We start from the raw sequence: 23,797 nt of genomic DNA on the forward strand, positions 1-23,797 counted from the left end.
GTTGTGTATTTACAGAGCAGGGGAAGCTTAGCAAAAATTCCTGCTGCCTACTTCCAATTGTCCCAGAAGATGCGACATATCCACCAGGCGTTTGGCAACCAGATGCCTGACTTCGGCTTCGCATTGCCAGATACCATATACGCCCAGCAGTGGTGCACTCAAGACTTCACTGCGCTGTTTTTCCAGCACATTTGGCCAGATAATCACATTCACCGGGCCGGTTTCATCTTCTATGGTGATAAAGATGACGCCTTTGGCCGTCTGTGGTCTTTGCCTTACCGTAACCAGACCACAGCCGCGTGCAAATTGCCCTTGCTGAAAGGTATTCAGCATTTCTGCAGGCAAGAAACGTTTGGCCAGCAACTGTGGCCGTAACAAAGCCAGGGGATGACGCTGCAGGCTGAATCCGGTCGCATGGTAGTCGCTATAAATCTCCTGAGCTTCTGAAGGGGCTTTCAGTTGCGGCACTTGCTCCTGTATGCTGGTAACACGCAACAAATCCTTGTCCGGCATTGCACCTACTGCCTGCCACAGTGCCTGCCTCCTATGTCCGGCCAGGCTTGACAATGCATTACCTGCAGCCAGTACATGCAAATCATGTTGACTTAATTGTGCGCGTTTTGCCAGATCATGCACATCAACAAAGGCCTGTTCCTGACGTGCCTGCATGATACGCGAGGAAGCCTCCTCGGACATGCCATACAACAGCGAAAACCCCATGCGCACGGTGGGCTGCAGGGTTTCGGTAAATTTATTGAACTGTGTCTCTGTTTCAAGTGAAGAGTCCCAGTCGCTACAGGTCACATCAATGGCACTGACTTGCACATCATGGCGACGCGCATCCTGTATCAATTGCGAAGGCGAATAAAACCCCAAGGGCTGAGAATTCAAGAGCGAACATAAAAACACCGCAGGTTCATGGCGTTTGATCCAGCTACTGAAATACGCCAGGATGGCAAAGCTGGCTGAGTGGCTTTCAGGAAAACCATAATCACCAAAACCTTTCATTTGCTCGTAGATTCCTTGCGCAAATTTGCGTTCATAACCATTCTTGACCATGGTTTCTACTATCCTCGTTTCATAGCCTTCCAGACCACCTTTCCGTTTCCAGGCTGCCATTGCACGGCGCAAGCCATCCGCTTCTCCCGCCGTAAAGTCTGCCGCATGCATGGCGATTTGCATGACCTGTTCCTGGAAAATGGGTATCCCGAGCGTGCGTTGCAACGCAGCCCGCATGCCCGGGTTTTCATGCATTTCTACAGGTTGCTTGCCCTGACGTCTTTGCAAATAGGGATGCACCATGCCGCCTTGTATAGGTCCGGGCCGCACAATGGCAATTTGTATTACCAGATCATAAAATTCTCTGGGCCTCAAGCGCGGCAACATACTCATCTGCGCCCGGGACTCTATCTGGAACACCCCGACAGTGTCTGCCTTGCAGATCATGTCATAGGTCAGAGTATCTTCGCGTGGCACATCCTGCATGCACTTAGGTTTACCTGGCAAGCTAGCCATCAAATCAAAAGCCCGCCGCAATGCCGACAGCATGCCAAGGGCCAGCACATCAACCTTGAGCAAGCCCAGGGATTCGAGATCATCCTTATCCCATTGAATCACATTGCGCTTTTCCATCGCTGCATTTTCTATGGGCACCAGCCTGGATAATTTGCCGCGTGCGATGACGAAGCCACCGCTATGCTGGGATAGGTGACGTGGGAAACGCAGCAATTTCCCTGTCAACAGAGCCCATTGCTGGGCGATGGGAGAATTGGTGTCCAGGCCGCATTCAGTGAAACGCTTGAATAACTCTTGCTTGCTATCAAACCAGCGATGCGATTTTGCCACGGCATCGACGATCGCCAGGTCTACGCCCAAGGCTTTCCCCACATCACGCAAAGCGCCGCGTGGGTGGTATGTGTGTATAGCAGCAGCTATGGCAGCACGGTCACGTCCGTATTTATCATAGATATACTGCATGACTTCTTCCCGACGCTGATGTTCAAAATCGACATCAATGTCTGGCGGCTCCCCTCTCTCTTTGGACAGGAAGCGCTCAAACAACAGGGTATGTGTCTCTGGATTGACTTCGGTGATATGCAGGCAATAACAGACGACAGAATTTGCAGCCGAGCCTCGCCCCTGACAGAGTATTTCTTTTTGTCTGGCGAAATTGACGATATCAAACACCGTCAAAAAATAAGGTTCATAAGCCAGATCATTGATCAGGTGCAGCTCATGCTCTATTTTGTTTTTTACCGATGAGGGCAAACCTTGCGGATAACGCAGATCAGCTCCCTTATAGACCTGAAACTTTAAGTAACTGGCAGGCGTATATCCTTTTGGCACCAGTTCGTGCGGATACTCATAGCGCAATTCATTCAATGAAAAGCTGCACAGTTCAGCAATCTTCACAGTTTCGGCCAGAGTATGCAGCGGATAGATCGTCGCCAGTCGCAGGCGTGAGCGCAGGTGCTGTTCTGCATTCATCGCCAGGGTATAACCACATTCAGTGATGGGCTGGCATAAGCGTATGGCAGTCATCGTGTCTTGCAAGGGCTTGCGTGAACGTACATGCATGGTGACCTGGCCAATGGCAACCACGGGTAATTGCACAGCTTCAGCTACCGCATCAACTTGCTGTTTTTGATATTCATCTGCAATTTGCATCAACAAATTCAAACCTATCCAGGCGCGACCAGGGAAGTTTTGCTTCATCCATTTGGCCTGTTTCAGTAGCGCCTTGTTTTCTGCAGGGTAGGCCGGTATTAGTATCACCAGGCAATCTGGCAAACCAGACAAATGTTCCAAACCCGGCGGTGGCGTGACGAAATCCTTGGGTGTCAATAAGTAACTACCCTTGGTCGACCGGCATCTGCCAAGAGTGATCATTTCAGATAAATTGCCATAGCCTTCACGGTTTTGTGCAAGGGCAATCAGATGCACATTATTTTCAGGTGCTTCTATATCTTCCAGTTTGAAGTGGGCACCGATGATGAGGTGCAAACCGGTATTTTTTGCTGCTGTATATGCTCTTGCCAAGCCAGCAAACGAACACTCGTCGGTAATGGCCAGGGCGCGATAATCCAGTTTAATGGCGCGCGCCACCAGCTCTTCCGAATGTGATGCCCCATGCAGGAAGCTGAAATTGCTCATGCAAAATAATTCGGCATATTCGGGCAGGAAGGCACTCATGTCGATATATCCAAAAATGCTATCCAAAAATGCCGTGCAAGAACCAGACAGGTTCTTCACTGTCGGGATCATTGGCACGCTCGCGATAAATCCAGTAACGCACATGGCGTTTATCGACAGCGATGTAGTAATCCCGGGTTTGTATTTGTTCATGCCACCAACCTGCTTCTATACGTTCAGCAGGAGAAACAAGTTTGAGTTCTGAGCCGTAATAAGGGCGATGCTCGTGAATGTCCAGCGCCAGCGGCTGCGGCAATAACCAGTTGGGGCGCAATGCATAAGCTGCCAAAGCGGGCGCCGGGCAGGGCGGTGGAGCTTTCTTGATGACAGAAATCCAGTGGTTGGCAATATCCGCCCTATGGTCTGCCTGTGGCGCTGGCTGCAAGACATTGCCTTCGCCCAGACGGGCAACCAGGAGTTCAAGCAAACGCTTATGCTCATTTGCCTGTCCACCGGGTTCAGGGAACAAGGTATAGCTTTGTGCTTCGCGCAAGATAGTTTGTTTTACTTCCAGCAGCATACCGATGACGGCACTATGCAGTTTGAGCTGGCTGAGTTTTTCTTTGAACAAGCTGAGCAGATGCGATTCTTGCCAGCATGCTTGTGCCAGTTGCAGATCAAACATGGTGGGCGGGATGGCCTGGCGACCACGTTCATGCAATAACTCCATGTGTATATGCGTAACCGCCAATTGCTGCGCAGCCAGCCATCCCAATAATTGGGCCAGCAGGCTGCGGGCAAAGATAAGTAGTGAATCTGCCAGCTCTATACGGTCAGGCAATTCGATTTTGACTTTGAATTCTGGCGCTGCCAGATACCATTCGTGTACTTCGGCCTGCTCACCATAGGCTTGATCCAGCTCCATGAGTAAAGCCTTGCCGCAACGCCTCTGCAAGCCGGGGCGGGGTAATTGCCGTAAATCCCGCAGGCTATAGCAGGCTATGCCTTGTAATAATTCAGTCAAAGGTTCAGCTGCGGTGAGTAATTTGACTGGTAGCCTATCCAGGCGCTGGCTCAATCTTTGCAGTTTAAAAACATGCTGCCCTCTGGGTAGTTTGCGCGATGCCTGCTTCGCCAATAGCCAGGCAGCCCTGGCAACGGGAGCAATGCCTGTCGTTGCTGTATAGCCCAGAATGCGCATGCTTTCCTGCACGCGTTTACGCAAAGCACGTATGCCACCAAACAAGCTCAGGCTGGCACTGATATCAACGAGTATGCAATCGTCTTCTGCCAGACAGACTTGCGGTGAGTATTGCAGCAACGCAGTTGCTACTGCCTGCAGTGCCAGCTGTTCTTTATTGTGGTCACGTTGATAGTAATCAGCATCGGCAGACAGCATCTGTACGCCGCCTGCGCGCATGCCCAGGCGTATGCCAGCATGATCGGCAGATTCAGACATGGATGTCACCCGGCCTTGATGGAGTATCACACTGACTTGTGTCTCTTGCTGAGCAAACAAGGGAGTGACAAAGACCTCAAGCTGGAGTAAAGGCAGGTGAACGGCTATCCACAGTGGTGGGCAAGTTGCCATAGTTTGTCGCAAGTTTTTCTTTGCCTGGGTGAGCATAGGCATGCAAATAAGGATGATCGGGCACATGTAATGCCAGTGGTGCATCGCGCTGGTTGCCACGGCGCTTGAGTATGCCCAGCTCCAGGCCATATTGACTTGTTTGCACACTCAATCGTAAAGGGGCCGGAGAGGCTTGCTGTGCCGCCCGCATGTCACGCATCAAAAAGAATAAAGTCTCCGAGCTTTGCGCTGCCAGATGCAAACGACGCAAAGCTTCGCTGCGAATGCTTGATGTCCAGAACAACAGCGCGCCACAACTGCTATTGCGCAGCACCTGTTCTGCCGCCCATAGGGCATCAACATGCTTGTGGCAACGTATCCATATCAACTGCGATGCCTGTAAGCCTGTGCATGAAAAAGTCAATGCCTGCGGTATATAAGGCGGTGTCAGCAAAACAATGGGGTGCCCATCAAGTTGACTTAAGGCTGGTTTGAGCAAGCTGAGTTCGGCAGTGCCAATCTGCGGCAGCAAAATCTCGGTTAATTGCCCCTGTGGCCAACCATTGCCTGGCAGTTCATTATTGAGCTCAGCATAGCCACTGGGCATAAAACCACCCTGACCACGCGCCAGCTGCGACGCACGCCATAATGCTGGGTGTATGCGTTCAGGGGAAAGTGAGGAAACGTGGGCCATATTACATATACTGATTAAATATACAGTATATGTAATATGGCGATAGACTTCAAAGTTTATTTTATGCGCTTGAGTTGCCTGACTGAGAGACGAGATAGGAAAACCACAGTGTTACACAATGCTGATTGCACATACAGTAGTTTGTGTTAGAGTTCGTCTCATGGATGAACGCATGGCTGTCTTGATGACCGTTCCTCTATCACATACCAACCGATATGGAGATTGAAATTATGGCAAACCTCGAACAGTCTTTTGATACACGCTTCAGCCTGCAGTTCGCCCCGACATCATTTTTGATGCGCCTGGGTCGTCGCGAAATATTTGTGTGCCGTGACTTCCGGCAGCGTTCTTACTATGTCAATCCTATACTGGATTGCAGTACAGGCATACAAGCTGGCCATCTGGAAATGCTGGTGTTCCGTAAATGGCTGATTATTTTGTCCAAAGCAAACTGGTGAACAATTGATCATGCTTACTTAAGCTGATTATTAAATATCTTCCCGTATTGAGCGAGCAGGAGTTTGTAGCAAACATATGCGCCATATTGGACGTATTGTTTGCTGCAAAGACCTGCTGTCATTGATGGAAATCTTTAGAGGATACGCATTTAGGTATCTAGAATCTAAATGTAAGACTTAAACACGCAAGAAAGGGCCGGGTCCAGGCCAGTTCTGATCAGTAATGGGAGTCGCCAGTGCTTCTTCGCATCCCTGTGCTGTGCTCCAGGCCAGGTAGCGGCTGCAACGCTGGGTATCTTCCAGAGTATGGACGTAGGTGATTTTCCCCCAGCTCATGCGCATGAATTGCATCACTACATTCTTGTAGGGGCCATCTGGCTGGTGCGGCACGATAAAATCCAGCACCGCATGGATGCGGGTATCCCAGGGCGGCCCGATTACAGCAACTTCTTTTACCTCAAAATGCAAGCCCGGAAACAGGCGGTATAAGCGTTCCCACCACAAAGCCATGGACGCACGTGAATTGCGTAAGCCAGAAATTGGTGAATCTCCTTCAAAGCGATATGTGAAATTAGCGGCCAGGCTATCCAGCATCAGGCTCACATCGCCTGCGTTGATGGCAGCAAAGGTTTTGCGGAGTTTGTTCTCGACGATATAAGCATACATGGTTGACTTTCACTGGCATAATGCAAGTAATGTAAACAGTTAACTTGCATCAAGCAAGCTAAATTATGGAGCGTAGTTCTTTTTCCGAATTTTCCTGTTCGATTGCCCGCACGCTGGAAGTCATTGGTGAGTGGTGGTCCCTCTTGATTTTGCGTGATCTGTTTCTGGGGTTTGAACGCTTTGACGATATCCAGCGCAATCTTGGCGTGGCATCAAATATCCTGACAGCCCGCCTGAAAAAAATGATGGAGCAGGGCATAGTTGAACGGCAGACCGATGCGCAGGACAAACGCGTCTGGCGTTATAGCCTGACGCAGCAAGGGCAGGATTTGTATCCAGTATTACTGACACTGACCGCTTGGGGAGATAAGTGGCGCACGGCGGAAGGGCAGCAGCCTTTACTGGTACGCCATAAACATTGCGGTCACGTCACTAGTGCCATACCAGTTTGCGCCATGTGTAAAGAAGAATTACATCTTGAAGATATACGATTTGAAGCCGGGCCAGGTGGCCAGGAAACACCAGGCACCGCCTTAATGGGGCTAGTCCTGGGTCGACCAGAATAGGGAGAGGGCAAGGCCGACAAAATAGCGCAGCATCAAGTAAAAATTGCTGGATTTGCGTCAGCCTAAGTATTCTCAATCGCATTCTCAACTGGAACTGAATTTTTTGCCGTTCTATCTTCCTCACTGAGCTTTCTATCTCCAGAAATTTCGAGTGCGATTCCAGCTGCCGCTTCAGCGGGCATGCCGTCCGTACGGCGCAGGTATTCAGCCTCGCCAACGATGTCATCTCTTTGCACGGCCAGATCTTTGGGCTGCAGGCTTTCACCCGGCAGTTCGACTTTCAACTCATCAATCAGCATGAGCAGTGTCGCCGCAACAGGTAATGCGAGCAAGGCACCCCCAATACCATACAGGGACCCACCGGCGATCAGCGCGAACAGCACTATGGAAGAGGGCAAGCGTAGCGCGCGTCCATAGACGACTGGAATTAATATCCGGCTTTCAAACTCTTCATAACAAAGTAATAGTACGAATACCACGGTTGCGGCAACTCCACTGACGGCCAATGCTGCCAGCACTGCGGGTATCATGGTAAGAAAAATTCCGACGAAGGGAAGTACATCCACAATCCCGCCGAAAGCCGCAATCGCTATTGCGTTCGGTACGCCGCAGGCGGTGAGCAGAATGAACAGAAAAACCGTCATCATGGCGCAAGTCAGAACCTGGCCGCGCACATAACCGCCAACGATGGTCTCAAGATTGAGCATGATGCGCGCCAGCTTGATATGGTGAGCACGAGGTATTACGGCAAACAATGCACCGCGTAAGCGGTCGCGGTCTATCATAATGTACAGGGCAAGAAAGAATGCTCCTGCGCCATACGCAACAATTTCGAAAAAACCTCTTGAAAAAGCCATTGCTTCGCTACTATAGGATTTGAAGAGCGCAGCGTATTGAATATGCCGCAAGCCATCCGCCAGGGAGGCAGTGAATGGATAAGCAGCGAGAAATTTAATCAGTCGACCGCGCAATTCTGGTTCTTGCTGAATGAGGCTGACGACTTGGGCAATAAACGGCGGTACCGTGAAAACAGCTAAAGCGATCAAAACCACCATCAACACGGTAAATACGATCGCTATGCCCGCAAAACGGCGAATTTTGCGACGCTCTAGCCAGTCGACAACCGGGTTAAGGGTGCCAACCAGCATCAGTGCTGTGATCAATACCAGGATAACGGGAACCAGTTGCGAGAGGAGTGCAAAACCTAATACCACGGCGACGATGGCAACAATGGTAGATTTTGCTAATTCAATGCGAATAGTTTTCTTCGGCATTGGGGCAATGGTCTTTTGCGCAAATTTTTCCGGAGCTTTTGTCATATCAGCGCTTATGTTTTTGTTTATCCTGCAGAAGTTCCGTAAACCTGCTTAATGTTAGCCTTATTGTGTCAGCCCCAATATATAAGCCTTATCATAACGGACTTTCCTGGTAGCATCTGTGCGTTATCCCGCATGTAATTTTTATATCATAGGACTTACGCAAAATTGTCCCAGCAAGGCGTCAGCGACGAAGACAGTACTTTAGTACGGCTAGGAGCTGCAACGTCGTTGGGGCGGTTTTGCGTAAGTCCTATATCAACGACATGATTGCCGGGTGGCCATGTTCAGGTCAGTCGCTTCTATGCTTCTATATTTCTATTAATAGGCTCAAACCTGGCCTGCCATCCTGCGAATGAGCAAGCCAGTTCCTATGTACAAATCAAACGCCAGTCATAGCGGCAGGGCAGCCATGCCAACTGGAATTGGCGGGGATATATTCCCCTTTCATCACCAACGTCAATGCACCGAGACTGGCACCGTCCGCCACCACAGCACTGTACAAAACCGAGCTGCGTGGCCCCATGTACACACGCTCACCAATACTGACATGATCAATTTTCATGACCCTGTCTTCAAACAAATGCGTTTGCGGGCAGGCCAGAGCATTGATTTCGCTATAGTCACCGATGCTGACGCAGTCAAATTCGGTAATATCGGTAGTATCCATATACACGCCACGTCCGATTTTGCAGCCAAGCAGATTGAATACCAAAGGCAGCCACGGTGTGCCACGCAGATAACGCATGAAATTTGGCACAGCAATACCTTCATACAGATTGGTGATGCCCTCTGATATCCAGACAAAAGGCGTCCACATGGGCACGCTGCTTTTCTTGTAGCGGAAAATCAACAACCATTTCAGCACCAGCACAAAGGCAAAACTGCCCACGCCATACAGCAGACCAGCAACAACCAGGTAATACACGACTTCGCTCCAGCGGTCATCACCAGCCAAAGGCATCAAGTCCAGAACAATGGTATAGCCAACAGCGATCACCATCGCATGCGGCGCAATGATACGGAAAGCCTCGATCAAACCACGTCCCAAACGGCGAATAATAGAAGGATGGAAGGTCAGGTTCTCAGGAAAACCCTTGGTTTCTTCGCGGGCTGGCAAATGGATGGCGGGCGAACCCAGCCAGGTATCACCTTCATGCATTTGCTCGTTGCTTGGCGCACTGGAGTGAACGCCTATCAATACGTTTTCAGGCAAGATCGTGCCATCTGGTATGTACGCACCATTACCAACAAAGCTGCGACGCGAAATAACGGTAGGATGCATGCTCATCCAACCACAATCGATTTGCTCGTCACCCAGCAATACTGCATCGGCAATAAAAGTCTCATCGCCTAAAGTCAGCATGTCTGGTACCACACCCAAGGCGGTTGAAATCTCAGCGCCACGACCGACTTTTGCACCCAGCAAACGATACCAGAAGGGTGCATATACCGTTGCATAGACACCGTGCAAAACATTCAGGCTGGATTCCTGAATTTGATTGACCAGCCATTTACCGCAATAAGTATTGCCATGAACCGGATATTGCCCTTGTTTTAAGGTCGGCAAAATACTCCAGCGTATGCCAGCAGACAGCAGGGCCGTGCATACAATCAACACCGCAGTGGCAGGGAAAGCCAGCAAGAAATATTTCAATAACTGAAAAACCACGGAATTGCTTTGCAAGCCTGGGAAGAGCTCGGAATTATCAAACCAGTCTATCGTCACAAAACTAGGGAATACCGGCATAAAGAACAGCGCGCTGATCAGGAGTGAGCCAAACACAAAAAACACAGTTTCACCAATCAGGCGCAAGCGTGTAGCCTGTGGTCTTGGCGGAAAAGTCGAGGCATCAAACGCGCCAACATCCCTGGCCGGGGAGCCTTTCCAGATCCTGGCTTTTGGTATGCGCTGACCTTCACTCAATGCTGATTGCCCATCAAGATGACCACCGGCTTCTATATGCACATTGCCTTCCAATACAGCATACGAGCCAGCATAGGCATCGTCTTCCAGCGTGATTGTTCCGAGAATTAATTCGCCATGCTGCACTCTGGCATTTTCGAAATTGCTGGCATTACCTATACTGCAACGGTCACCTATGCGCAGCAAATCAGGTGCACGCAAAGTCATTGACCCTATCACTACCTCAGAACCTATCTTTGCGCCCAGGGCACGCAACCACCATGTATATAAAGAAGAACCACTCAACATGTAAGTAGGTGCCGCCTCCACCAGCCTGTCTGCCAGCCACCAGCGGTAATAGGTCCATCCCCAAAGAGGATAGCGCCCGGGTTTCAGGCGTCCGGCGATCAGCCATTTACCTGCAATGGCAACGGCAAATTCAGTCAGCGTCAACAACAAGAAAACGCCAACAGACAAGAGTACTGCCCTGGCAATGGAGTCTTCAGGGTCACCAGTAAAAAAGTGATAAGCAAAAAATGGTGCCAGCCATTGCACCATGCGCATGGCTACTAACCAGGGTATGGCTGCCGCTTGCCCAATACCACAAAGCCAGCGCTTCCATTCTGGTGCAGTGGCCCATTGTTGCTTGTTTGCCGCTGCTGAAGCATCTTGCGTTTGCCCTGTGGATTCCAGGACTTGCAGCATCCCGGCGATTACCCGGTGTGTATAGATGTCGCTGATTCTGAAATAGGCAAAACGTGGGTGTTTGCGCAAAATCGACACCAATTTTGCTGCCATCAAGGAATGACCACCAAGATCAATGAAAAAGTCAGCCCCGCGTTGTATAGCCTGCCCTGGGAACAGACTGGCCAAGGCCTCAAACAGAACGGCTTCAGTCTCGTTTTCTGGCGTGTCTGATGCATTGTTTGCAGCCTGCTTTGCCAGAGTCAGCTTTTTAAGCGTATTGCGGTCAATTTTGCCGGATGTCAGCCTGGGCATTTCAGCCAGGTATTCAAAGCGGGCAGGCACCATATAAATGGGCAAAACCCGGCTTAACTCGGTGCGCAAGACAACCGCATGCTGCGCAAACACGCTGGCATCAGCATCGGCAGGGAGTTGATCATTGACGATGAAAGCCACGATCTGATCAATCTCTTCATCTTTGCGCAAGACAACAGCAACTGCGCCCACGCCAGCTTGTTTGGCTAACACGGATTCAATTTCTCCCAGTTCAATCCTGAAGCCGCGGATTTTCACCTGATCATCAGCACGCCCCAGGCATTGCACACTGCCATCGGGATTAAAACAAGCCAGATCACCAGTGCGGTACAACCTGGCATCATGTGAATTCCTGCTCCAGGGATTGGTCAGGAATTTTTCAGCAGTCAGATCAGGTCGCCCAAGATAGCCTATCGCCACGCCAGGGCCAGAAATGCAAAGTTCGCCCGTTTCACCAAAGGGCAGCAGACGCAGGCCATTTTCAACATCCGTTGCAATGACAAGCAAGGAGTAATTGGGCAAAGGCCTGCCTATGTTCACAGCCTGATCAGGTTGTAACTGCGCCAGACTGGCCGACACACTGGCTTCCGTTGGCCCATAAGTGTTGAACATTTGCCGACCAGGACGCGACCAGCGCTTGACCAGCACTTCAGGACACATCTCTCCACCCAGATTAATCAGGCGGAGGCTGTCAACCTCATGGCTGAACAAAGCGAGCAGGGTGGGGACAGCGTGTAAAATACTGATGCGGTTCTCATTCAAGGCCAACGGCAGGGCATCTGGATCAGCCGTAATTTCTTTTGGTGCCAGCCACAAAGTTGCGCCAACCAGATAACTGATCCAGATTTCTTCAAATGACATATCAAATGCCAATGAAAATCCCTGGTACACACGGTCATCATGCCGTATACCCAGCACATGGTTTTCGCTACGCAAAAAATGACAGATACTGGCCTGGTTCACCAATATGCCCTTGGGCTTGCCAGTAGAGCCTGAGGTGTAAATTACATAAGCCGGGTCGCTGCCTTTGACGGTTTCACGCTTTAAAATAGCTTGCCCGGCATCGAGCAAAGTATCTTCTGCCAGCCATTTCAGGCAGCTCAGTTCAATCAATTGCACCTCAAAAGCCTGACAACTCAAGATGCCAAAGGCATTTGCATCATTGAGGCAAACGGCTATCCGGTCTATCGGGGTATCAGCATCAAACGGCAACCAGGCAGCCCCTGATTTGGCAATGGCCACCTGCATGATGAGCAAATGGATGCCGCGCGGCAACCATAAGCCAATAATATGCCCAGGCCGCACACCAGCGGCAATCAAGACAGAAGCAACACGATCTGCATCAGCATTTAATTGCCTGTAACTGACAGACTGCTCACCAGAGATCAGGGCGATCTTATCGGGGAAAGCAGTCGCGCTTGCCTCCAGTAAATCTGCAAGTACTTCCTCGCGTAAAAAATCAAACCTTTCTTCACCATACAAAATTTCTGGGTTTGTTATTGTCTTTGTGCTGCTAAACGATTGCATAAAAAATCTAAAAGAGAAAGGTCACTTAATATAGGCTAAATTTTGGCGACAAAAGCCAAATTCTTTCTCATGTTGAGAAATCACAACTAAAACATCAGTTTACCATTTTGATAAATCCATTCTTGATAAATATGCGTAACGAATTATTTCGTTTCAATTGCATATCTACGGTCAAAAAGTGACGTGCTGATTACGCGACACTAGAGGTCACATTCTAGAGAAAACAGTAAGCTTCCTGTTTTCTTTCATGCTAAAAAGCTAATGCGCTAACATTATTTAATTTCCAATATTTGTGCGTGCTTGCGACAGATTCCCAATTCATCCTGCGTAGACCGATGGGAGCTTGTCGCGGCGATCATTTCATCACTCCAAGCTTCGCTCCTTTTTTACTCAAACCTGAAGGACGTTCTATGAAATCTGTTCTCAAACTGGTGGCAGCAGCCACTTTGCTCTGTAGCTTTGCCCCTGCACATGCGTTCCTGCAAGAGACTCATCGCCGTATTGCCATCGATGCGGTTACTTTCATGAAAAACAACCCTGACAAGACCAATTACAAGGCACTCGCAAGCGGCCTGGCGAGGGCTGGGATTACCGTGGTCCAGTTCGCCACGGCCATGGGCCAGGGTGCCTACGATGTCGACGATTTTGCCGACACCTATATCTGCGGTGCAGTTACCGGTGACTGCCAGTTGGCACCAATCTGGGGTGCCGCACAAAGCATCGTCAAATACACTTCTTACTGGCATTTTCAAAACCATACCGCTGGCCCCGATGTACATGGCAACCCTTTTGGCGGCTATAACTATGCCAAGCTGACTGTGGCTGGCGATGTAGACAATCTGGCGGCGTCCTGGCTGGTCGGCGATTATCTTGATGACGGCCCTGGTGGTATGAAGGGCTGGTTTGGCGACGGTAGCAAGTACAACACCTATGGGGTGACTGAAGCGCATTACCGTCTGGGCGGCTATTCTACGCCCAGTCAATATGCAGATTTTGAAAAAATCCCCTTTCAGCCCATCGACAATCTGGCGCAGTACTGGTTCCAGCAGTTTCTGAGCAGCCCAAGCTTGCAAAGCCTGGGCTTTGTCATGCACTCCACGGATTTGCTGCAACCTCACCATACCTGGACCACATCGGCACGCAATCACTCAGGTTGGGAACAATGGGTCAACAGTTATTATGATAGTCAGAAGCTGAACGATCCAGCGCTGGTGGCAGCCGCGATGGCAGACTTTACGCCACTGGCACCCAATGCCACTGACATACGTCAATTGCTGACGCAGGGTGGTACCTATTCTTATCAAAATGGCGGTATCGTGCTCTCATCGACTGACCAGAATGATCGGGTCCGCACTGGTCGTCTGGTGGTGCCACACGCTATCGCCATGATGGTTCATGTATTGAACCGTGCAGCCAACCGCCTGAATAGCTGAGGTTTATCATGTACAGACCAGGCATCGGCTTGCAATTAAAAACGGGCGTGATTGGCACTATGGGGTGCCTGTCTGTACTGTGTTTTGGAATGTCTACTGCCGCAATGGCAGTGGACATTGCCCCAGCTGCGACGGCGAATCAACTTATACTTCAACCCGAACTCGCGGCGCGCATCAACACGGCTCCCGTCTATAAACTGACACTGGATGTACTAGCCAGTATGGCGCAGCTCGAGAAGCCTAAAACAGGACGGGCCGATATTCTTGACAGCATTGTCAGCAATCGCTTGCTTGCGGGTGACGTACGTGGCCGGTTTGCCGATGAAGAATTGCAGCAATCCCGGCGGGTAGCGTTTGAACCCGACGTGGTGCTTGATAATCAGTTGAGCGGCTATTTGAGAACCGTCTATCGCAAGGATCTGGAAACGGCCATCAGCAAGCTTCCTGGTGCCAGACTGGATACGCTGATTCAGGAGCAAGGTAAACTGGAAGAAGACGAACTGAACAACGTTTTCGGCCCGAAAAACAAAATCATGCTGGATTACACACTGAACCCGGCGCAGCAAGCTGCCGCTGCCCATGTACAGGTCTTTCGTTGTAACTTTGCATCTGCCACCAGCATCAGTCTGTATGACGTGTTTCGTCGCCAGAATGTGCAGGGAAGGGTGGAGTTCTTCAACCGTAACCGTGACTTCATTCGCCAGCAGGCTCAACTCTATCTGGCTAACCTGTATGTGCTTGACTGGGGACGCCAGCGTTTTGGCCAGTCGGCACTCAAGGATCTGAGGCAGGCTTTGGAAGAAAAAAATACTGTGCAGGCCGTCATGAGCCTCCATGGAATAGGTGCTGACACAGATTCGGAGAGCAAGCTCTTGAACAAACTAGCGGCTGAGATAAAGCCAAAAGAAGTGCGGGACTACTATCGTACTCATAAGGACGAGTTCAAGCGAATCGCTTCTGTGAAAGCGCGGCATATCCGTCTCGATAATGAAACGCAGGCCAGGCAAGTCGCCGATCTTGCGCGCAAGGGTGCCAATTTCGTCAACCTGGCACAACAATACTCCACCGCGCTTGATGCACAGCAGGGCGGTGATCTCGGTATCATAGCCCATAGAGGGCAATTGTCCTGGCTTGAGCAATTAGCTTACATGCAAGAACCCGGCAAGGCATCCCCACCTATCCGCGCTGCTGTCGCCCCGAATGAAAAAGCCTATTGGGAAATCGTGCTGGTCGAAAAACGCATTGAAGACTACCAAGACCCAGCATCAGAAACCGTGCGCTATCAAGCCAGTCAGGCGCTAGCGCAGGAAAAAGCCATTCGCCAGTTATCGACTTTACAGACGCAACTGCGCAAGAGCGCAAAAATTGAAATCAACCAGGCGGCATTGCTGAACTAATGAGTTGAAAGTTAACAACTAGTGAGCAAAGGCAATTATGAAAAGCATTTTCATCGCAGCAGCAATCACTGTAACGGCAGGGTTGATAGTCTGGCAATGCTGGCCGCAGCCAGAGGACGCCAAGACCCAGCAGCAAGCAATAGCTAATCCATCCGGCGCCATAGCATCTGGAAAACCTGAACGTGAGCGCACAGCCTCATGGCCGCCACCTTTTCCTGAGTCGACCGAAGAAAGAAAATTTGTACCATTGCTGCCAACAGGACCACAGCTTTCTGCCGCCCAAAGCCTGGTAGCCACCCGCGATGGCGATCCTCGAACGCCACCCATAGAGCATAACCAGACCACTCAGGAACTGCCCAGTGCAGCCGAACTGGCTGACCCCAAAGCCTACCAGCAATACGAAGCCCGACAAAGCACACGCCTGTATGCCGCCTATGTACAGGCCGCAGATGAAGAGCTCCCGCGCTTGCGCGAAGCAATCGCCCGCGCACGCGACATGGGCATCGCACCGGCAGATATTGCCAAAGGTGAAGAAAAATTGCGACGTATCACTGCCATGCAGGAACAGCTACTCAAAGATCATCCAGAATTGCAAACCGGTGGTGGGACGAGAACAGGCTTGAAATAATTTATTGACATGCAGTTCGGATATCAACCGCGAAAGCAGGACGTCGGCATAGAGCCCGATAAAATAGAAACCATTTGTTGCGGGTGCTGTTTTTATATTTTTCATAACCATCTACAATATCTATAATTTCGCATAATTTATATTATGTAAAATTGCTCATAGGATTCTGAAAGCAATTTCTCGCAAAATTGCGTCAATATTCAGCAGCACAGTAAATGCAGTTTCTACCCTTTTTGCACTTCAGCCGACAACAAGCTAAGTAATCCAAAATCTCCCTTTTTGAGACGCCTGCTAATCGCAGGCGTTTTTTTTCGGCCTCAATTCTTCGATAAGCTTTACGTCTCGAAGCATCGCCAAAACGCCATGTACGTGTGTTTCTGATGACCCAGTAATGACTTTTAATAATTCCTAAAATGTGTTGTTTTTGAGCTACGGACAAAGGTTCAAATGGGAAAAGCTCTAACTGCATTCGGTTGTATTTGATACATGTAAATTGCACATGATACAAGATATCAACCGTCGAGTTTGGCTTGCATGGCGCACAGTCGGCCATCAGTTGGCATACATCAAACTGCGGATTCGGCTAATTGTGATCGACCAGCCACCACAACATTCATGGGGTCTAAAGCGACCCCATACCCTGCAACTTTTTATGGCATGTACCTGTGAATCGCTCCCGCAGGAAAAAAAGACAAAGCCATTGAAAATAGCACCGGAAAGTACCAAATCGGATAGAAGTCAAAGGTGTGATGAATAATCGTGCGCGCCATCATCAAAGCGATATATATCCATGTGATATAAGCAAGCTTCCGACCGAATTCAATCTCCCTTCCTGGCGTATATGAAGTAGCCGCGAACCCAGAAATAGCACACCAAGCACAATGAACAATCACAGAGAGAATCAAGTAAAGATGATCAGTTGCGACATGTATTTCTATGTTCTTCGAGGAAAAATCCAATCCTTCAGAATATGCAAACAGAACTGCTAAGAGCAGTTGCAGGAAAAAACCAAATATGACAGATAAAACAGTCCCTACGAGAATGGCTTTAGCTGGCTGAACTTTTGGAGCAAGCGGAAAATAATCAGAGTTCTTCATATTGATCAAGTATCAAGATAATTATCTCTTTAACACTATCACAATAACAATAAAGAACCAAATACTTACGATTCAAACGACTTAGGGATATTCCTGACGGGTATGCAACACGCTCAATATCTGGATAGTTTCCAGTGATACGCGGTACACAATCAGGTAATTGGGATGCACCACTATCTCCCTTGTGCCTGCCACTCGGCCACGGCGGTACAGATAGGGATGCTCAGGCAAGCAAGACGTTGCGTGCTCAATTTCGTCAGCAAGCTGCAAGGAGGCGTATAAATTCTTATCCGCTATATAGCTCAAAATCTCAAATAAGGATTCTTGAGCTTCAGGACGCCATTCAACCAGCATTGCGCTTTGACTCTAGCAATTTGCGCATGTCAGCCATTACCTGATCATGCGGAATGCCGGGACGAGGGTCATCAATCGATTTTTGCACCTTGGCACGAAACCAAGCATCATAAGACGCCGCTTCTTCAGCAGTTGCAAATTCAGATTCTATGGGAGATAGGACGGTATTCATGCGCAGACTTTACCATATTTGAGACGAGAATACATCATTATGAAGTATTACATACATCTATGTATGTACATACCAAATCCAGATCTTGAGCGGCGCCGATTGCATGAAATTAGCCTTGAGGGTAAATTAAGACATTATCGGTATCTATCACAACTCAACCTTAGGATTTACCATGAGTGTAATAATTAGAACAAATTATCCAAAGCGGATATTGTCGGCATTTGACAAAGACGTTACGAGTCAGCGTGTAGATACGTGGATTAAAAATAGTAACGGCAGCTTTAGTCCCAAGGATCATCAGCACATGGAATTTGCAGGCTTTTATCCTACCGTTAATGCATATGACCTCACCTTTCAATTCAAACATACGCAACCAAAAGGTATTGGTATTATTGCTGGCGCTTCAGAAGATGAAAACCCTGATTTTACTTATGCCTATTATCATGGTCATTTGACTTCGACTCTTTTGTACCATTACAGCAAGGACATTGAAGGAGTACTTTCTACAGCATTGAAACGTTAATCGCTGCAAAAATTAGCCGTGTATTTATTCAAATTTCAAAATACACAGCTAACGTAAAAAAAGAGGAACCTAATTACTGCTCTAGAATTTTTGCAACTGGAGAACAAGCAGTATTTCGGTCTTGGTGTTCTCACCTGAGCGTGAGTGCAAAAAGGAAGGTAGGAACGACAGACCAGAGTGTGTGCCTGTTTGTTTTTCCTGTGTCAGGCCACCAAGCAAGACGACATCACCATCCTGCATAGACAAGCTTGTTTCAACCTCCCGTTTGTTGAGCGTCGGGCTGTTGTTCACGCCAGTTGTGGTCTGAACGAAATCGCTGATCTGCTGCTTTACCTTGACATCGATAGCGCCATCCATGACCTTAGGTTTGACCTCAAAAGAAACACCGCTGTTTCTGTAATCAACCTGTTGGACTGCCTGACCTGCGCCAGATGGATAAGACACAGCGCCGAGAACCGGCACTTCTTTTCCGCTGTGAAAGGTGCCTGTGTCACCTGACAGAACTCTGATACTTGGTTTGCTAACGACATTGAACCGGTTGTCAGATGACAGCGCAGAGAACACAGCATCAATGCTTCCTGTCTTGATCTTAAATGCTGTGTCCAGGGTAGCGCCTGCATTCAGGAAATTGAAGCGACCACCCAATATGCCCATAGCGAGAGTAAAGGCGGAGCCTTCCTTATCTCCAGTCTCCACTTCATACACAACGCCCCTGATCATTACTTGCCCTTTTGCGTCATCAATCTGTGGCAGCAACTTTTGCAACGTGGCTACTTCCTTGGCCGTGCCTGTGAACAGCAATACATCTGCACTCTGATCTATCATGGCCGAGGCTGAATTTTGCGGTACGTCGTGAGTGACCTTTGCACCTTCAGGCGCAGCAATAGCACGGTTATTTGCAAATGCCCCTTTGAACACAGGTGCAAGCACCCTGCTTATATAGCCTACGTCTCGATGCTTTGGCCGATAAACAAATGTCTCCAGTTCGGGTTGCTCGGTTTTCTCGATGTCCTTTTTCCTGCTAACATAATCAATACCATTGGTGGTGACGACCTTCAGGCCAAGCGAATCCAAAAAGCCAACAATGAAAGGGCGCATGTCACCGTTTTGCGCATCGTATCGGAATGAAACTGCCCGGGCATCTGCCAAGACTTCTGGGTCAATCACATAAGGCTGTTTTAATGCCTCAGCATAGATCAACTGTATAACCTGCCCCACTTGCAACATCTGGAAGTCAAATTTTAAAGGGGGGTTAGGTTGTCTAACTGGAGAGGCTTGCGCGAAACCACAAGCCAAAACCATGGCGATCAATATGCGTTTCATTTTTTGCTTTCGGTGACTGACTGAGCCTGTCTGGTTTCCTGACCTGTCCACACTGTGACCCGTTGATTATCGACGTAGCCCAGAGCTGTGTAATCCTTGTCTGTGAAAACTGAGGGGGATTCAACCCTGATACGCCCTTGCCCATCCACCACAATGGCGCGTAGCTGCCCTTCCCTGTTGGTGTACTGGCCTGCATAGCGCCATTTATCCGAAAATGCAGCAGAAGCCACCGTATTGCCCGCAGGAGCGTTCGAATTGACTTGGCCTGATGCATTTGCAGTCTGTGTGCCTTGCGTGCCCTGTGCCGCTTTTGCGTTGCCTGCTTTAATATGTGTTTCAGGTTTAAAAAACTGGCTGATTAGATAGCTTGAACCCGAAACGAGTACGATCAACAGCACAGCCAAGAACCACAGTGTTTTATTGTTGAGTATGTTCTGACGTGAATCTACTTGCACCTCTTTGCCCTGACCGCCAGAGTAACTGCTATACAACGGAAAAATATCCTTGTCGTAAGTCTTGTTACTCGTAGCAATCTTAGCCCGTTGAGACTGCTTATAGCCTTCCCACATTTCAACCCGGTAGACTTTATTCAGTCCCAAGCTCTTGATTTTAGTAGTACGGAAACTGACTTCTACAACGACTTTCAGAATTCGATGTAAATCATTAATATCCTGCACCATCAAGACCAGATCACAACTGACCTTTGTTTCCTCATTGACGTAGTGCCTATGTTCACGGAAAAAAATCTTATGCTCTGACAGGAGCTTACAGTCAGTCCCCCAGAATCGCCACGCCTCATCGATGACCACCATATCACCAGCCTTACAGAAGGTATCTACAGGCGTGCCATGCGGCAGGAAGTCTGGCTTGTGTACATCTTCATTCTTGCAGTGAACAACGTTACCTAGTGCCTGCAAATCGCGTCCCATGGTCTCTACACAGTAAGCGCGGATAGCATCTCCATCGATGCCATCAACATTGGTCACAACTGTACGGCCAGCAGCAATGGCAGGAATGATGACGGAGACGACGGATTCATACGACTTGCCAGAACCCATTAAACCTGTGTATGCATTGATAGGCATGTCTTATCCAATCAAAGGAATACGACGAATGATGAATCTGGTGAAGTAAGCAGAGACGATCATCGATATCCCCTGCGATACTGAGAACAAATCCATGAAATAAGCGACGCCGGGAGGGATACCCGATAGAACACCATTCAACGAGGATGCAGAGGGAAACAGGCCAGCAGCTTGCATCACCTGCAGGAATCCAGTCACTATGAAATACAGAGCAAAAAATGCCGCAAATTTCACCAATACCGATCTAAGAAGAAATGCCAGCACTGCATTGAAGGCTGACACCAAAATTCCGAACATCATAGCAATCCCCTTAAGCGCGCAGCACTATAAACAAGCTTGCAAGTGTAAAAGCCAACAGCATTGATATGCGTATTACTCCCTTATTCTGTTCCAAAATATCGCACTGTTTATCAATGGTGTAGGTGTTCTCAAATAGTTGAAATTGAGGCTTAGGACATTCACCACTAATCGCAGGTGCCGTGTAATTCTTTAGGTCGGGCATAAGGTTAAGAATAGGTCTCAAAATCATCTCAGCCGTTGGTGTATCTTCCAAATTTGGCGTACCAATGCCAGGGTCAGCACCAAGGTTTATTTGAGCCTGACTTGCAGCAGAGTTTGTACCTGTGTTGACCTGTGTATTGTCAACAGTCCCAACGGCAGTAGTAGTCAGAGGCAATTCAAAAGGATTTGTCCCAGTCAATGTGCGGGTAAAACTGTCGATAGTAGGAGCAAAGTTAGTGTTCTCGTCAGTCCATTTATTGACGTCTGTAACAGTGATTGGCCTAGTGTAATCGTAAGGTATCCCGTCATAGCCCGGCCTGCTCGCTGCATCAATCCACGCTTTGTTTGCTAATCCCGCTGTAATCGCAGGGTTTAAAGGCTGAGTCATATCCAAGCCTGGAATACCTGTTACGGCGTCAGCAACGGTGATAGGTAAGCCGTTCGAGCCTGTTTGAACAGGTGTCAATGCAACACACTTTCCATCTTTATCGACATAGCGTTGAGCGCCGCATGAGGTAGGAGCGCCAGTTACCGCGCCATTAACAGAGAATGAGGACTGTGTACCCCAGCGATTATTAACGGAATCCCATTGATAACCAGTGCACTGGTACGTAGTCGGACCACCTGAACAAGGTTCACGCATTCGATAACCTGGCCCCATCAAACTGACGAACTGTTGCGCGGTAGCCTGAGGGTCTGTAGAAGCAACCAAGACCTTACCGTTAGCGGATGCTGTGTATTGACCGCCACCCTGCACCATAGGCGGCGTATCAACAACGCTGGCCGGGGTAGAAACAGTGACCATTTTAGGATTGTTGTAATTCCACAGCCAAGTGGCGGCAGCTTCACCAGCATTTTTACCCAGATGCACCACACCTATACCAGCGCCAATGGCAGCACCAACACCCAACACGAATGCAGCAGATACAAACCCAACATAAGCGCCCTGAAGACCCCAGCGAGCCAACGTCAAACTGACAGCCCTGACAGTTGCATATACTCTAGGGTCAGTCGCAGCAAAACCACGACCGAGCATGTTACCTGTCAAGGAACCTGTCATAGCATTAGCAAAATTGTTCACTGGCACAGTAGTAGCGTATGCACACTGACAGTTAAGCGCTAAAAACCATGCGCAGAAAAATGATATAAATAATTTCTTCATGATATGCCCTTGATTAATGCCCACGCGCACACGATGCCGAAGGCAAACACGAACAGATACCAAAGCTGTGTGACCACGATTAGTACCCCTTAGATTTTTTCCACTGCTTATAGTCGCTGTGATGTTTTTCACGTTGATAACGCTTTGAAAAAATCTCATCCTGTGACGGCTCAGGCATGTTGTAACCACCAAAAAAACGGGTTCTCCCTTTTTGGTAATCACCTCGAATGATGTCAATGACGATCGTTGCAGACAGCATCACTATGAAAATCGTCAGCAATACGCCTGTTACCGCCAGCACTGCAATAATGATGTACGTACCATTGAAATTATTGACTATGCTCATCAGGTCTACTTGCATAAAAACCTCCTTTAATTTTGTCGAAAAAAAAGGGTGTAGCGCGTCCGCCCACCCTCTTCGCTTACGCGTCTATTTGATTAGCCGCCGCGAATCATGCTCAAAGCGATCTTGGCACCACGAATAACAACGTAGATAGTTGCCAACACACCAGCCACGGCTAACACGGCTGTAGTGATCACTGTTGCTGTGAACTGATTCGTCAGTGGCGACAAATCAACTGGAGCAGGATCAGCAGCCATGGCAGCAGCACCAACCATCAACAGAGCCGCACCAACACTGATTTTTTTTACGATAGACAGATATTTCATTTTTGAACCTCATTTAAAAAATGTCAGAACCCGCTGACCCGGTACTGCAATTAACGCTTGCGCAGCAACTGACTACGCAACAGTTTTTCTACTACTTCAGATTTGCTCTTGTCTTTGAACTTGAGCCACTCTTCAAATTCAGCGACAAGTGAAACAGGAAGCTGTACGCACAATGTCGCCAGTTCGTTACGTTCGCGATACGCTTTTTGTTTCTCTGCATCGCTTTCATATTTCCTTGGTCTAGGCATTTGCGTCTCTCATTTCGTAACATTTGACGATTCGAATACAGCGCTAAATACTTCTATCGACGCTTCATAAAATTCAAAACTTCACCAACAGCACGCGCAGCCAGAAAAAACGAAACTACTGGTACAAATCCCGCCCCAAAGCAAGCGGCAACAATTGCAGGGTCTAGTACTGGCATGTGTTCCTCTATCTCTATTGACCGCATGTTTTTAGACTGGCAACCGTAGTACACAGCATTGGTTCCACCTGTGACGTGATACGGTGGTTCTGCCTGTTCACAGGCTGTAATCCAGACAGTCATTGCATCAACCACACAGCGGTAATTCTGTAATTGCCACCGACCACCAAATGGGCTGTATCGTTAGCTTCTTCG

The 23,797-nt window shown here is 48.9% G+C and carries 22 protein-coding genes; 6 read left to right on the forward strand and 16 right to left on the reverse strand.

From position 1 onward, the window contains the following. Positions 1–27: 27 nt before the first annotated feature. Genes ACO0LD_RS05190 through imuA form a run of 3 tightly spaced genes read right to left on the reverse strand, consistent with a single transcriptional unit; the run spans position 28 to position 5,396 of the window. On the reverse strand, positions 28–3,192 hold the full coding sequence (locus ACO0LD_RS05190; protein ID WP_423004425.1) for an error-prone DNA polymerase: 3,165 nt from the start codon (positions 3,190–3,192) through the stop codon (positions 28–30). A gap of 19 nt (positions 3,193–3,211) precedes the next feature. Beyond that, complete coding sequence (locus tag ACO0LD_RS05195) at positions 3,212–4,723, reverse strand: Y-family DNA polymerase (protein WP_423004427.1); 1,512 nt, start codon at positions 4,721–4,723, stop codon at positions 3,212–3,214. Continuing rightward, entirely contained in the window at positions 4,668–5,396 is a 729-nt protein-coding gene (gene imuA / locus ACO0LD_RS05200; protein WP_423004429.1) for a translesion DNA synthesis-associated protein ImuA, read from the reverse strand. The genes ACO0LD_RS05195 and imuA overlap by 56 nt, the downstream gene beginning before the upstream one ends. Before the next feature lie 230 nt (positions 5,397–5,626). On the opposite strand from imuA, the gene ACO0LD_RS05205 reads away from it, so the two are divergent. Continuing rightward, positions 5,627–5,854 carry a hypothetical protein gene (locus ACO0LD_RS05205; protein ID WP_423004431.1) on the forward strand — a complete coding sequence of 76 codons (228 nt, stop codon included), beginning with the start codon at positions 5,627–5,629 and terminating at the stop codon, positions 5,852–5,854. Between the two features lie 177 nt (positions 5,855–6,031). Here the strand turns inward: ACO0LD_RS05205 and ACO0LD_RS05210 are convergent, their stop codons facing one another. Further along, positions 6,032–6,520 carry a nuclear transport factor 2 family protein gene (locus ACO0LD_RS05210; RefSeq protein ID WP_423004433.1) on the reverse strand — a complete coding sequence of 163 codons (489 nt, stop codon included), beginning with the start codon at positions 6,518–6,520 and terminating at the stop codon, positions 6,032–6,034. Positions 6,521–6,585: 65 nt separating this feature from the next. Between ACO0LD_RS05210 and ACO0LD_RS05215 the strand changes: the two genes are divergently transcribed. Continuing rightward, complete coding sequence (locus ACO0LD_RS05215; RefSeq protein ID WP_423004435.1) at positions 6,586–7,086, forward strand: winged helix-turn-helix transcriptional regulator; 501 nt, start codon at positions 6,586–6,588, stop codon at positions 7,084–7,086. A 62-nt stretch (positions 7,087–7,148) separates the two neighbouring features. Here ACO0LD_RS05215 and ACO0LD_RS05220 read toward each other — a convergent pair whose 3' ends face one another. Both ACO0LD_RS05220 and ACO0LD_RS05225 read right to left on the reverse strand, forming a co-directional pair. Then, entirely contained in the window at positions 7,149–8,405 is a 1,257-nt protein-coding gene (locus tag ACO0LD_RS05220; protein WP_423004437.1) for an AI-2E family transporter, read from the reverse strand. Positions 8,406–8,784: 379 nt separating this feature from the next. Further along, a complete protein-coding gene (locus ACO0LD_RS05225; protein ID WP_423004439.1) occupies positions 8,785–12,834 on the reverse strand; it encodes a Pls/PosA family non-ribosomal peptide synthetase in 4,050 nt (1,349 codons plus the stop codon). Between the two features lie 410 nt (positions 12,835–13,244). Here ACO0LD_RS05225 and ACO0LD_RS05230 point away from each other — a divergent pair, with 410 nt between their 5' ends. From ACO0LD_RS05230 to ACO0LD_RS05240, 3 genes are all read left to right on the forward strand, one after another. Then, positions 13,245–14,267 carry a phospholipase gene (locus ACO0LD_RS05230; RefSeq protein ID WP_423004441.1) on the forward strand — a complete coding sequence of 341 codons (1,023 nt, stop codon included), beginning with the start codon at positions 13,245–13,247 and terminating at the stop codon, positions 14,265–14,267. 89 nt (positions 14,268–14,356) lie between these two features. Further along, positions 14,357–15,664 (forward strand): peptidylprolyl isomerase, encoded by a 1,308-nt coding sequence (locus ACO0LD_RS05235; RefSeq protein WP_423004443.1) that lies wholly within the window; start codon positions 14,357–14,359, stop codon positions 15,662–15,664. Between the two features lie 37 nt (positions 15,665–15,701). Next, complete coding sequence (locus tag ACO0LD_RS05240) at positions 15,702–16,292, forward strand: hypothetical protein (protein WP_423004445.1); 591 nt, start codon at positions 15,702–15,704, stop codon at positions 16,290–16,292. A 650-nt stretch (positions 16,293–16,942) separates the two neighbouring features. On the opposite strand, the gene ACO0LD_RS05245 is transcribed toward ACO0LD_RS05240, so the two are convergent. From ACO0LD_RS05245 to ACO0LD_RS05255, 3 genes are all read right to left on the reverse strand, one after another. Then, the gene (locus ACO0LD_RS05245) at positions 16,943–17,389 is read right to left on the reverse strand and encodes a hypothetical protein (protein WP_423004447.1); all 447 of its coding nucleotides are present in this window, start codon (positions 17,387–17,389) and stop codon (positions 16,943–16,945) included. 81 nt (positions 17,390–17,470) lie between these two features. Continuing rightward, positions 17,471–17,743, reverse strand: coding sequence for a type II toxin-antitoxin system RelE/ParE family toxin (locus ACO0LD_RS05250; protein WP_423004449.1), 273 nt, complete (start codon positions 17,741–17,743; stop codon positions 17,471–17,473). Continuing rightward, entirely contained in the window at positions 17,733–17,915 is a 183-nt protein-coding gene (locus ACO0LD_RS05255; RefSeq protein ID WP_423004451.1) for an antitoxin, read from the reverse strand. Before ACO0LD_RS05255 ends, ACO0LD_RS05250 begins: the two co-directional genes overlap by 11 nt. A gap of 172 nt (positions 17,916–18,087) precedes the next feature. Here ACO0LD_RS05255 and ACO0LD_RS05260 point away from each other — a divergent pair, with 172 nt between their 5' ends. Beyond that, positions 18,088–18,438, forward strand: a complete 351-nt coding sequence (locus tag ACO0LD_RS05260; protein WP_423004453.1) for a hypothetical protein — start codon at positions 18,088–18,090, stop codon at positions 18,436–18,438. Positions 18,439–18,519: 81 nt separating this feature from the next. Here the strand turns inward: ACO0LD_RS05260 and ACO0LD_RS05265 are convergent, their stop codons facing one another. The 7 genes from ACO0LD_RS05265 to ACO0LD_RS05295 form a co-directional block, all read right to left on the reverse strand. After that, complete coding sequence (locus tag ACO0LD_RS05265) at positions 18,520–19,761, reverse strand: type II secretion system protein GspD (protein ID WP_423004455.1); 1,242 nt, start codon at positions 19,759–19,761, stop codon at positions 18,520–18,522. Then, on the reverse strand, positions 19,758–20,846 hold the full coding sequence (locus ACO0LD_RS05270) for a zonular occludens toxin domain-containing protein (RefSeq protein WP_423004457.1): 1,089 nt from the start codon (positions 20,844–20,846) through the stop codon (positions 19,758–19,760). Before ACO0LD_RS05270 ends, ACO0LD_RS05265 begins: the two co-directional genes overlap by 4 nt. 3 nt (positions 20,847–20,849) lie before the next feature. After that, positions 20,850–21,146: a DUF2523 family protein gene (locus ACO0LD_RS05275; RefSeq protein ID WP_423004459.1), complete on the reverse strand. Its 297-nt coding sequence runs from the start codon at positions 21,144–21,146 to the stop codon at positions 20,850–20,852. Between the two features lie 10 nt (positions 21,147–21,156). Continuing rightward, a complete protein-coding gene (locus ACO0LD_RS05280; protein WP_423004461.1) occupies positions 21,157–22,509 on the reverse strand; it encodes a hypothetical protein in 1,353 nt (450 codons plus the stop codon). Between the two features lie 79 nt (positions 22,510–22,588). Then, positions 22,589–22,870, reverse strand: a complete 282-nt coding sequence (locus tag ACO0LD_RS05285; RefSeq protein WP_423004463.1) for a hypothetical protein — start codon at positions 22,868–22,870, stop codon at positions 22,589–22,591. A gap of 77 nt (positions 22,871–22,947) precedes the next feature. Further along, positions 22,948–23,178 (reverse strand): hypothetical protein, encoded by a 231-nt coding sequence (locus ACO0LD_RS05290; protein ID WP_423004465.1) that lies wholly within the window; start codon positions 23,176–23,178, stop codon positions 22,948–22,950. Between the two features lie 50 nt (positions 23,179–23,228). Next, complete coding sequence (locus ACO0LD_RS05295; protein ID WP_423004467.1) at positions 23,229–23,426, reverse strand: hypothetical protein; 198 nt, start codon at positions 23,424–23,426, stop codon at positions 23,229–23,231. Positions 23,427–23,797 lie beyond the last annotated feature (371 nt).

Origin of the sequence: Undibacterium sp. Ji83W (assembly GCF_049340385.1) — a bacterium.
In the GTDB taxonomy this organism is placed as follows: Bacteria; Pseudomonadota; Gammaproteobacteria; order Burkholderiales; family Burkholderiaceae_D; genus Undibacterium.

What these genes read in the sequence shown, in the direction of transcription:
- ACO0LD_RS05190 (WP_423004425.1), bottom strand. Translation starts at nt 3,192, where the DNA reads ATGAGTGCCTTCCTGCCCGAATATGCCGAATTATTTTGCATGAGCAAT.
- ACO0LD_RS05195 (WP_423004427.1), bottom strand. Translation starts at nt 4,723, where the DNA reads ATGGCAACTTGCCCACCACTGTGGATAGCCGTTCACCTGCCTTTACTC.
- imuA (WP_423004429.1), bottom strand. Translation starts at nt 5,396, where the DNA reads ATGGCCCACGTTTCCTCACTTTCCCCTGAACGCATACACCCAGCATTA.
- ACO0LD_RS05205 (WP_423004431.1), top strand. Translation starts at nt 5,627, where the DNA reads ATGGCAAACCTCGAACAGTCTTTTGATACACGCTTCAGCCTGCAGTTC.
- ACO0LD_RS05210 (WP_423004433.1), bottom strand. Translation starts at nt 6,520, where the DNA reads ATGTATGCTTATATCGTCGAGAACAAACTCCGCAAAACCTTTGCTGCC.
- ACO0LD_RS05215 (WP_423004435.1), top strand. Translation starts at nt 6,586, where the DNA reads ATGGAGCGTAGTTCTTTTTCCGAATTTTCCTGTTCGATTGCCCGCACG.
- ACO0LD_RS05220 (WP_423004437.1), bottom strand. Translation starts at nt 8,405, where the DNA reads ATGACAAAAGCTCCGGAAAAATTTGCGCAAAAGACCATTGCCCCAATG.
- ACO0LD_RS05225 (WP_423004439.1), bottom strand. Translation starts at nt 12,834, where the DNA reads ATGCAATCGTTTAGCAGCACAAAGACAATAACAAACCCAGAAATTTTG.
- ACO0LD_RS05230 (WP_423004441.1), top strand. Translation starts at nt 13,245, where the DNA reads ATGAAATCTGTTCTCAAACTGGTGGCAGCAGCCACTTTGCTCTGTAGC.
- ACO0LD_RS05235 (WP_423004443.1), top strand. Translation starts at nt 14,357, where the DNA reads ATGTCTACTGCCGCAATGGCAGTGGACATTGCCCCAGCTGCGACGGCG.
- ACO0LD_RS05240 (WP_423004445.1), top strand. Translation starts at nt 15,702, where the DNA reads ATGAAAAGCATTTTCATCGCAGCAGCAATCACTGTAACGGCAGGGTTG.
- ACO0LD_RS05245 (WP_423004447.1), bottom strand. Translation starts at nt 17,389, where the DNA reads ATGAAGAACTCTGATTATTTTCCGCTTGCTCCAAAAGTTCAGCCAGCT.
- ACO0LD_RS05250 (WP_423004449.1), bottom strand. Translation starts at nt 17,743, where the DNA reads ATGCTGGTTGAATGGCGTCCTGAAGCTCAAGAATCCTTATTTGAGATT.
- ACO0LD_RS05255 (WP_423004451.1), bottom strand. Translation starts at nt 17,915, where the DNA reads ATGAATACCGTCCTATCTCCCATAGAATCTGAATTTGCAACTGCTGAA.
- ACO0LD_RS05260 (WP_423004453.1), top strand. Translation starts at nt 18,088, where the DNA reads ATGAGTGTAATAATTAGAACAAATTATCCAAAGCGGATATTGTCGGCA.
- ACO0LD_RS05265 (WP_423004455.1), bottom strand. Translation starts at nt 19,761, where the DNA reads ATGAAACGCATATTGATCGCCATGGTTTTGGCTTGTGGTTTCGCGCAA.
- ACO0LD_RS05270 (WP_423004457.1), bottom strand. Translation starts at nt 20,846, where the DNA reads ATGCCTATCAATGCATACACAGGTTTAATGGGTTCTGGCAAGTCGTAT.
- ACO0LD_RS05275 (WP_423004459.1), bottom strand. Translation starts at nt 21,146, where the DNA reads ATGATGTTCGGAATTTTGGTGTCAGCCTTCAATGCAGTGCTGGCATTT.
- ACO0LD_RS05280 (WP_423004461.1), bottom strand. Translation starts at nt 22,509, where the DNA reads ATGAAGAAATTATTTATATCATTTTTCTGCGCATGGTTTTTAGCGCTT.
- ACO0LD_RS05285 (WP_423004463.1), bottom strand. Translation starts at nt 22,870, where the DNA reads ATGCAAGTAGACCTGATGAGCATAGTCAATAATTTCAATGGTACGTAC.
- ACO0LD_RS05290 (WP_423004465.1), bottom strand. Translation starts at nt 23,178, where the DNA reads ATGAAATATCTGTCTATCGTAAAAAAAATCAGTGTTGGTGCGGCTCTG.
- ACO0LD_RS05295 (WP_423004467.1), bottom strand. Translation starts at nt 23,426, where the DNA reads ATGCCTAGACCAAGGAAATATGAAAGCGATGCAGAGAAACAAAAAGCG.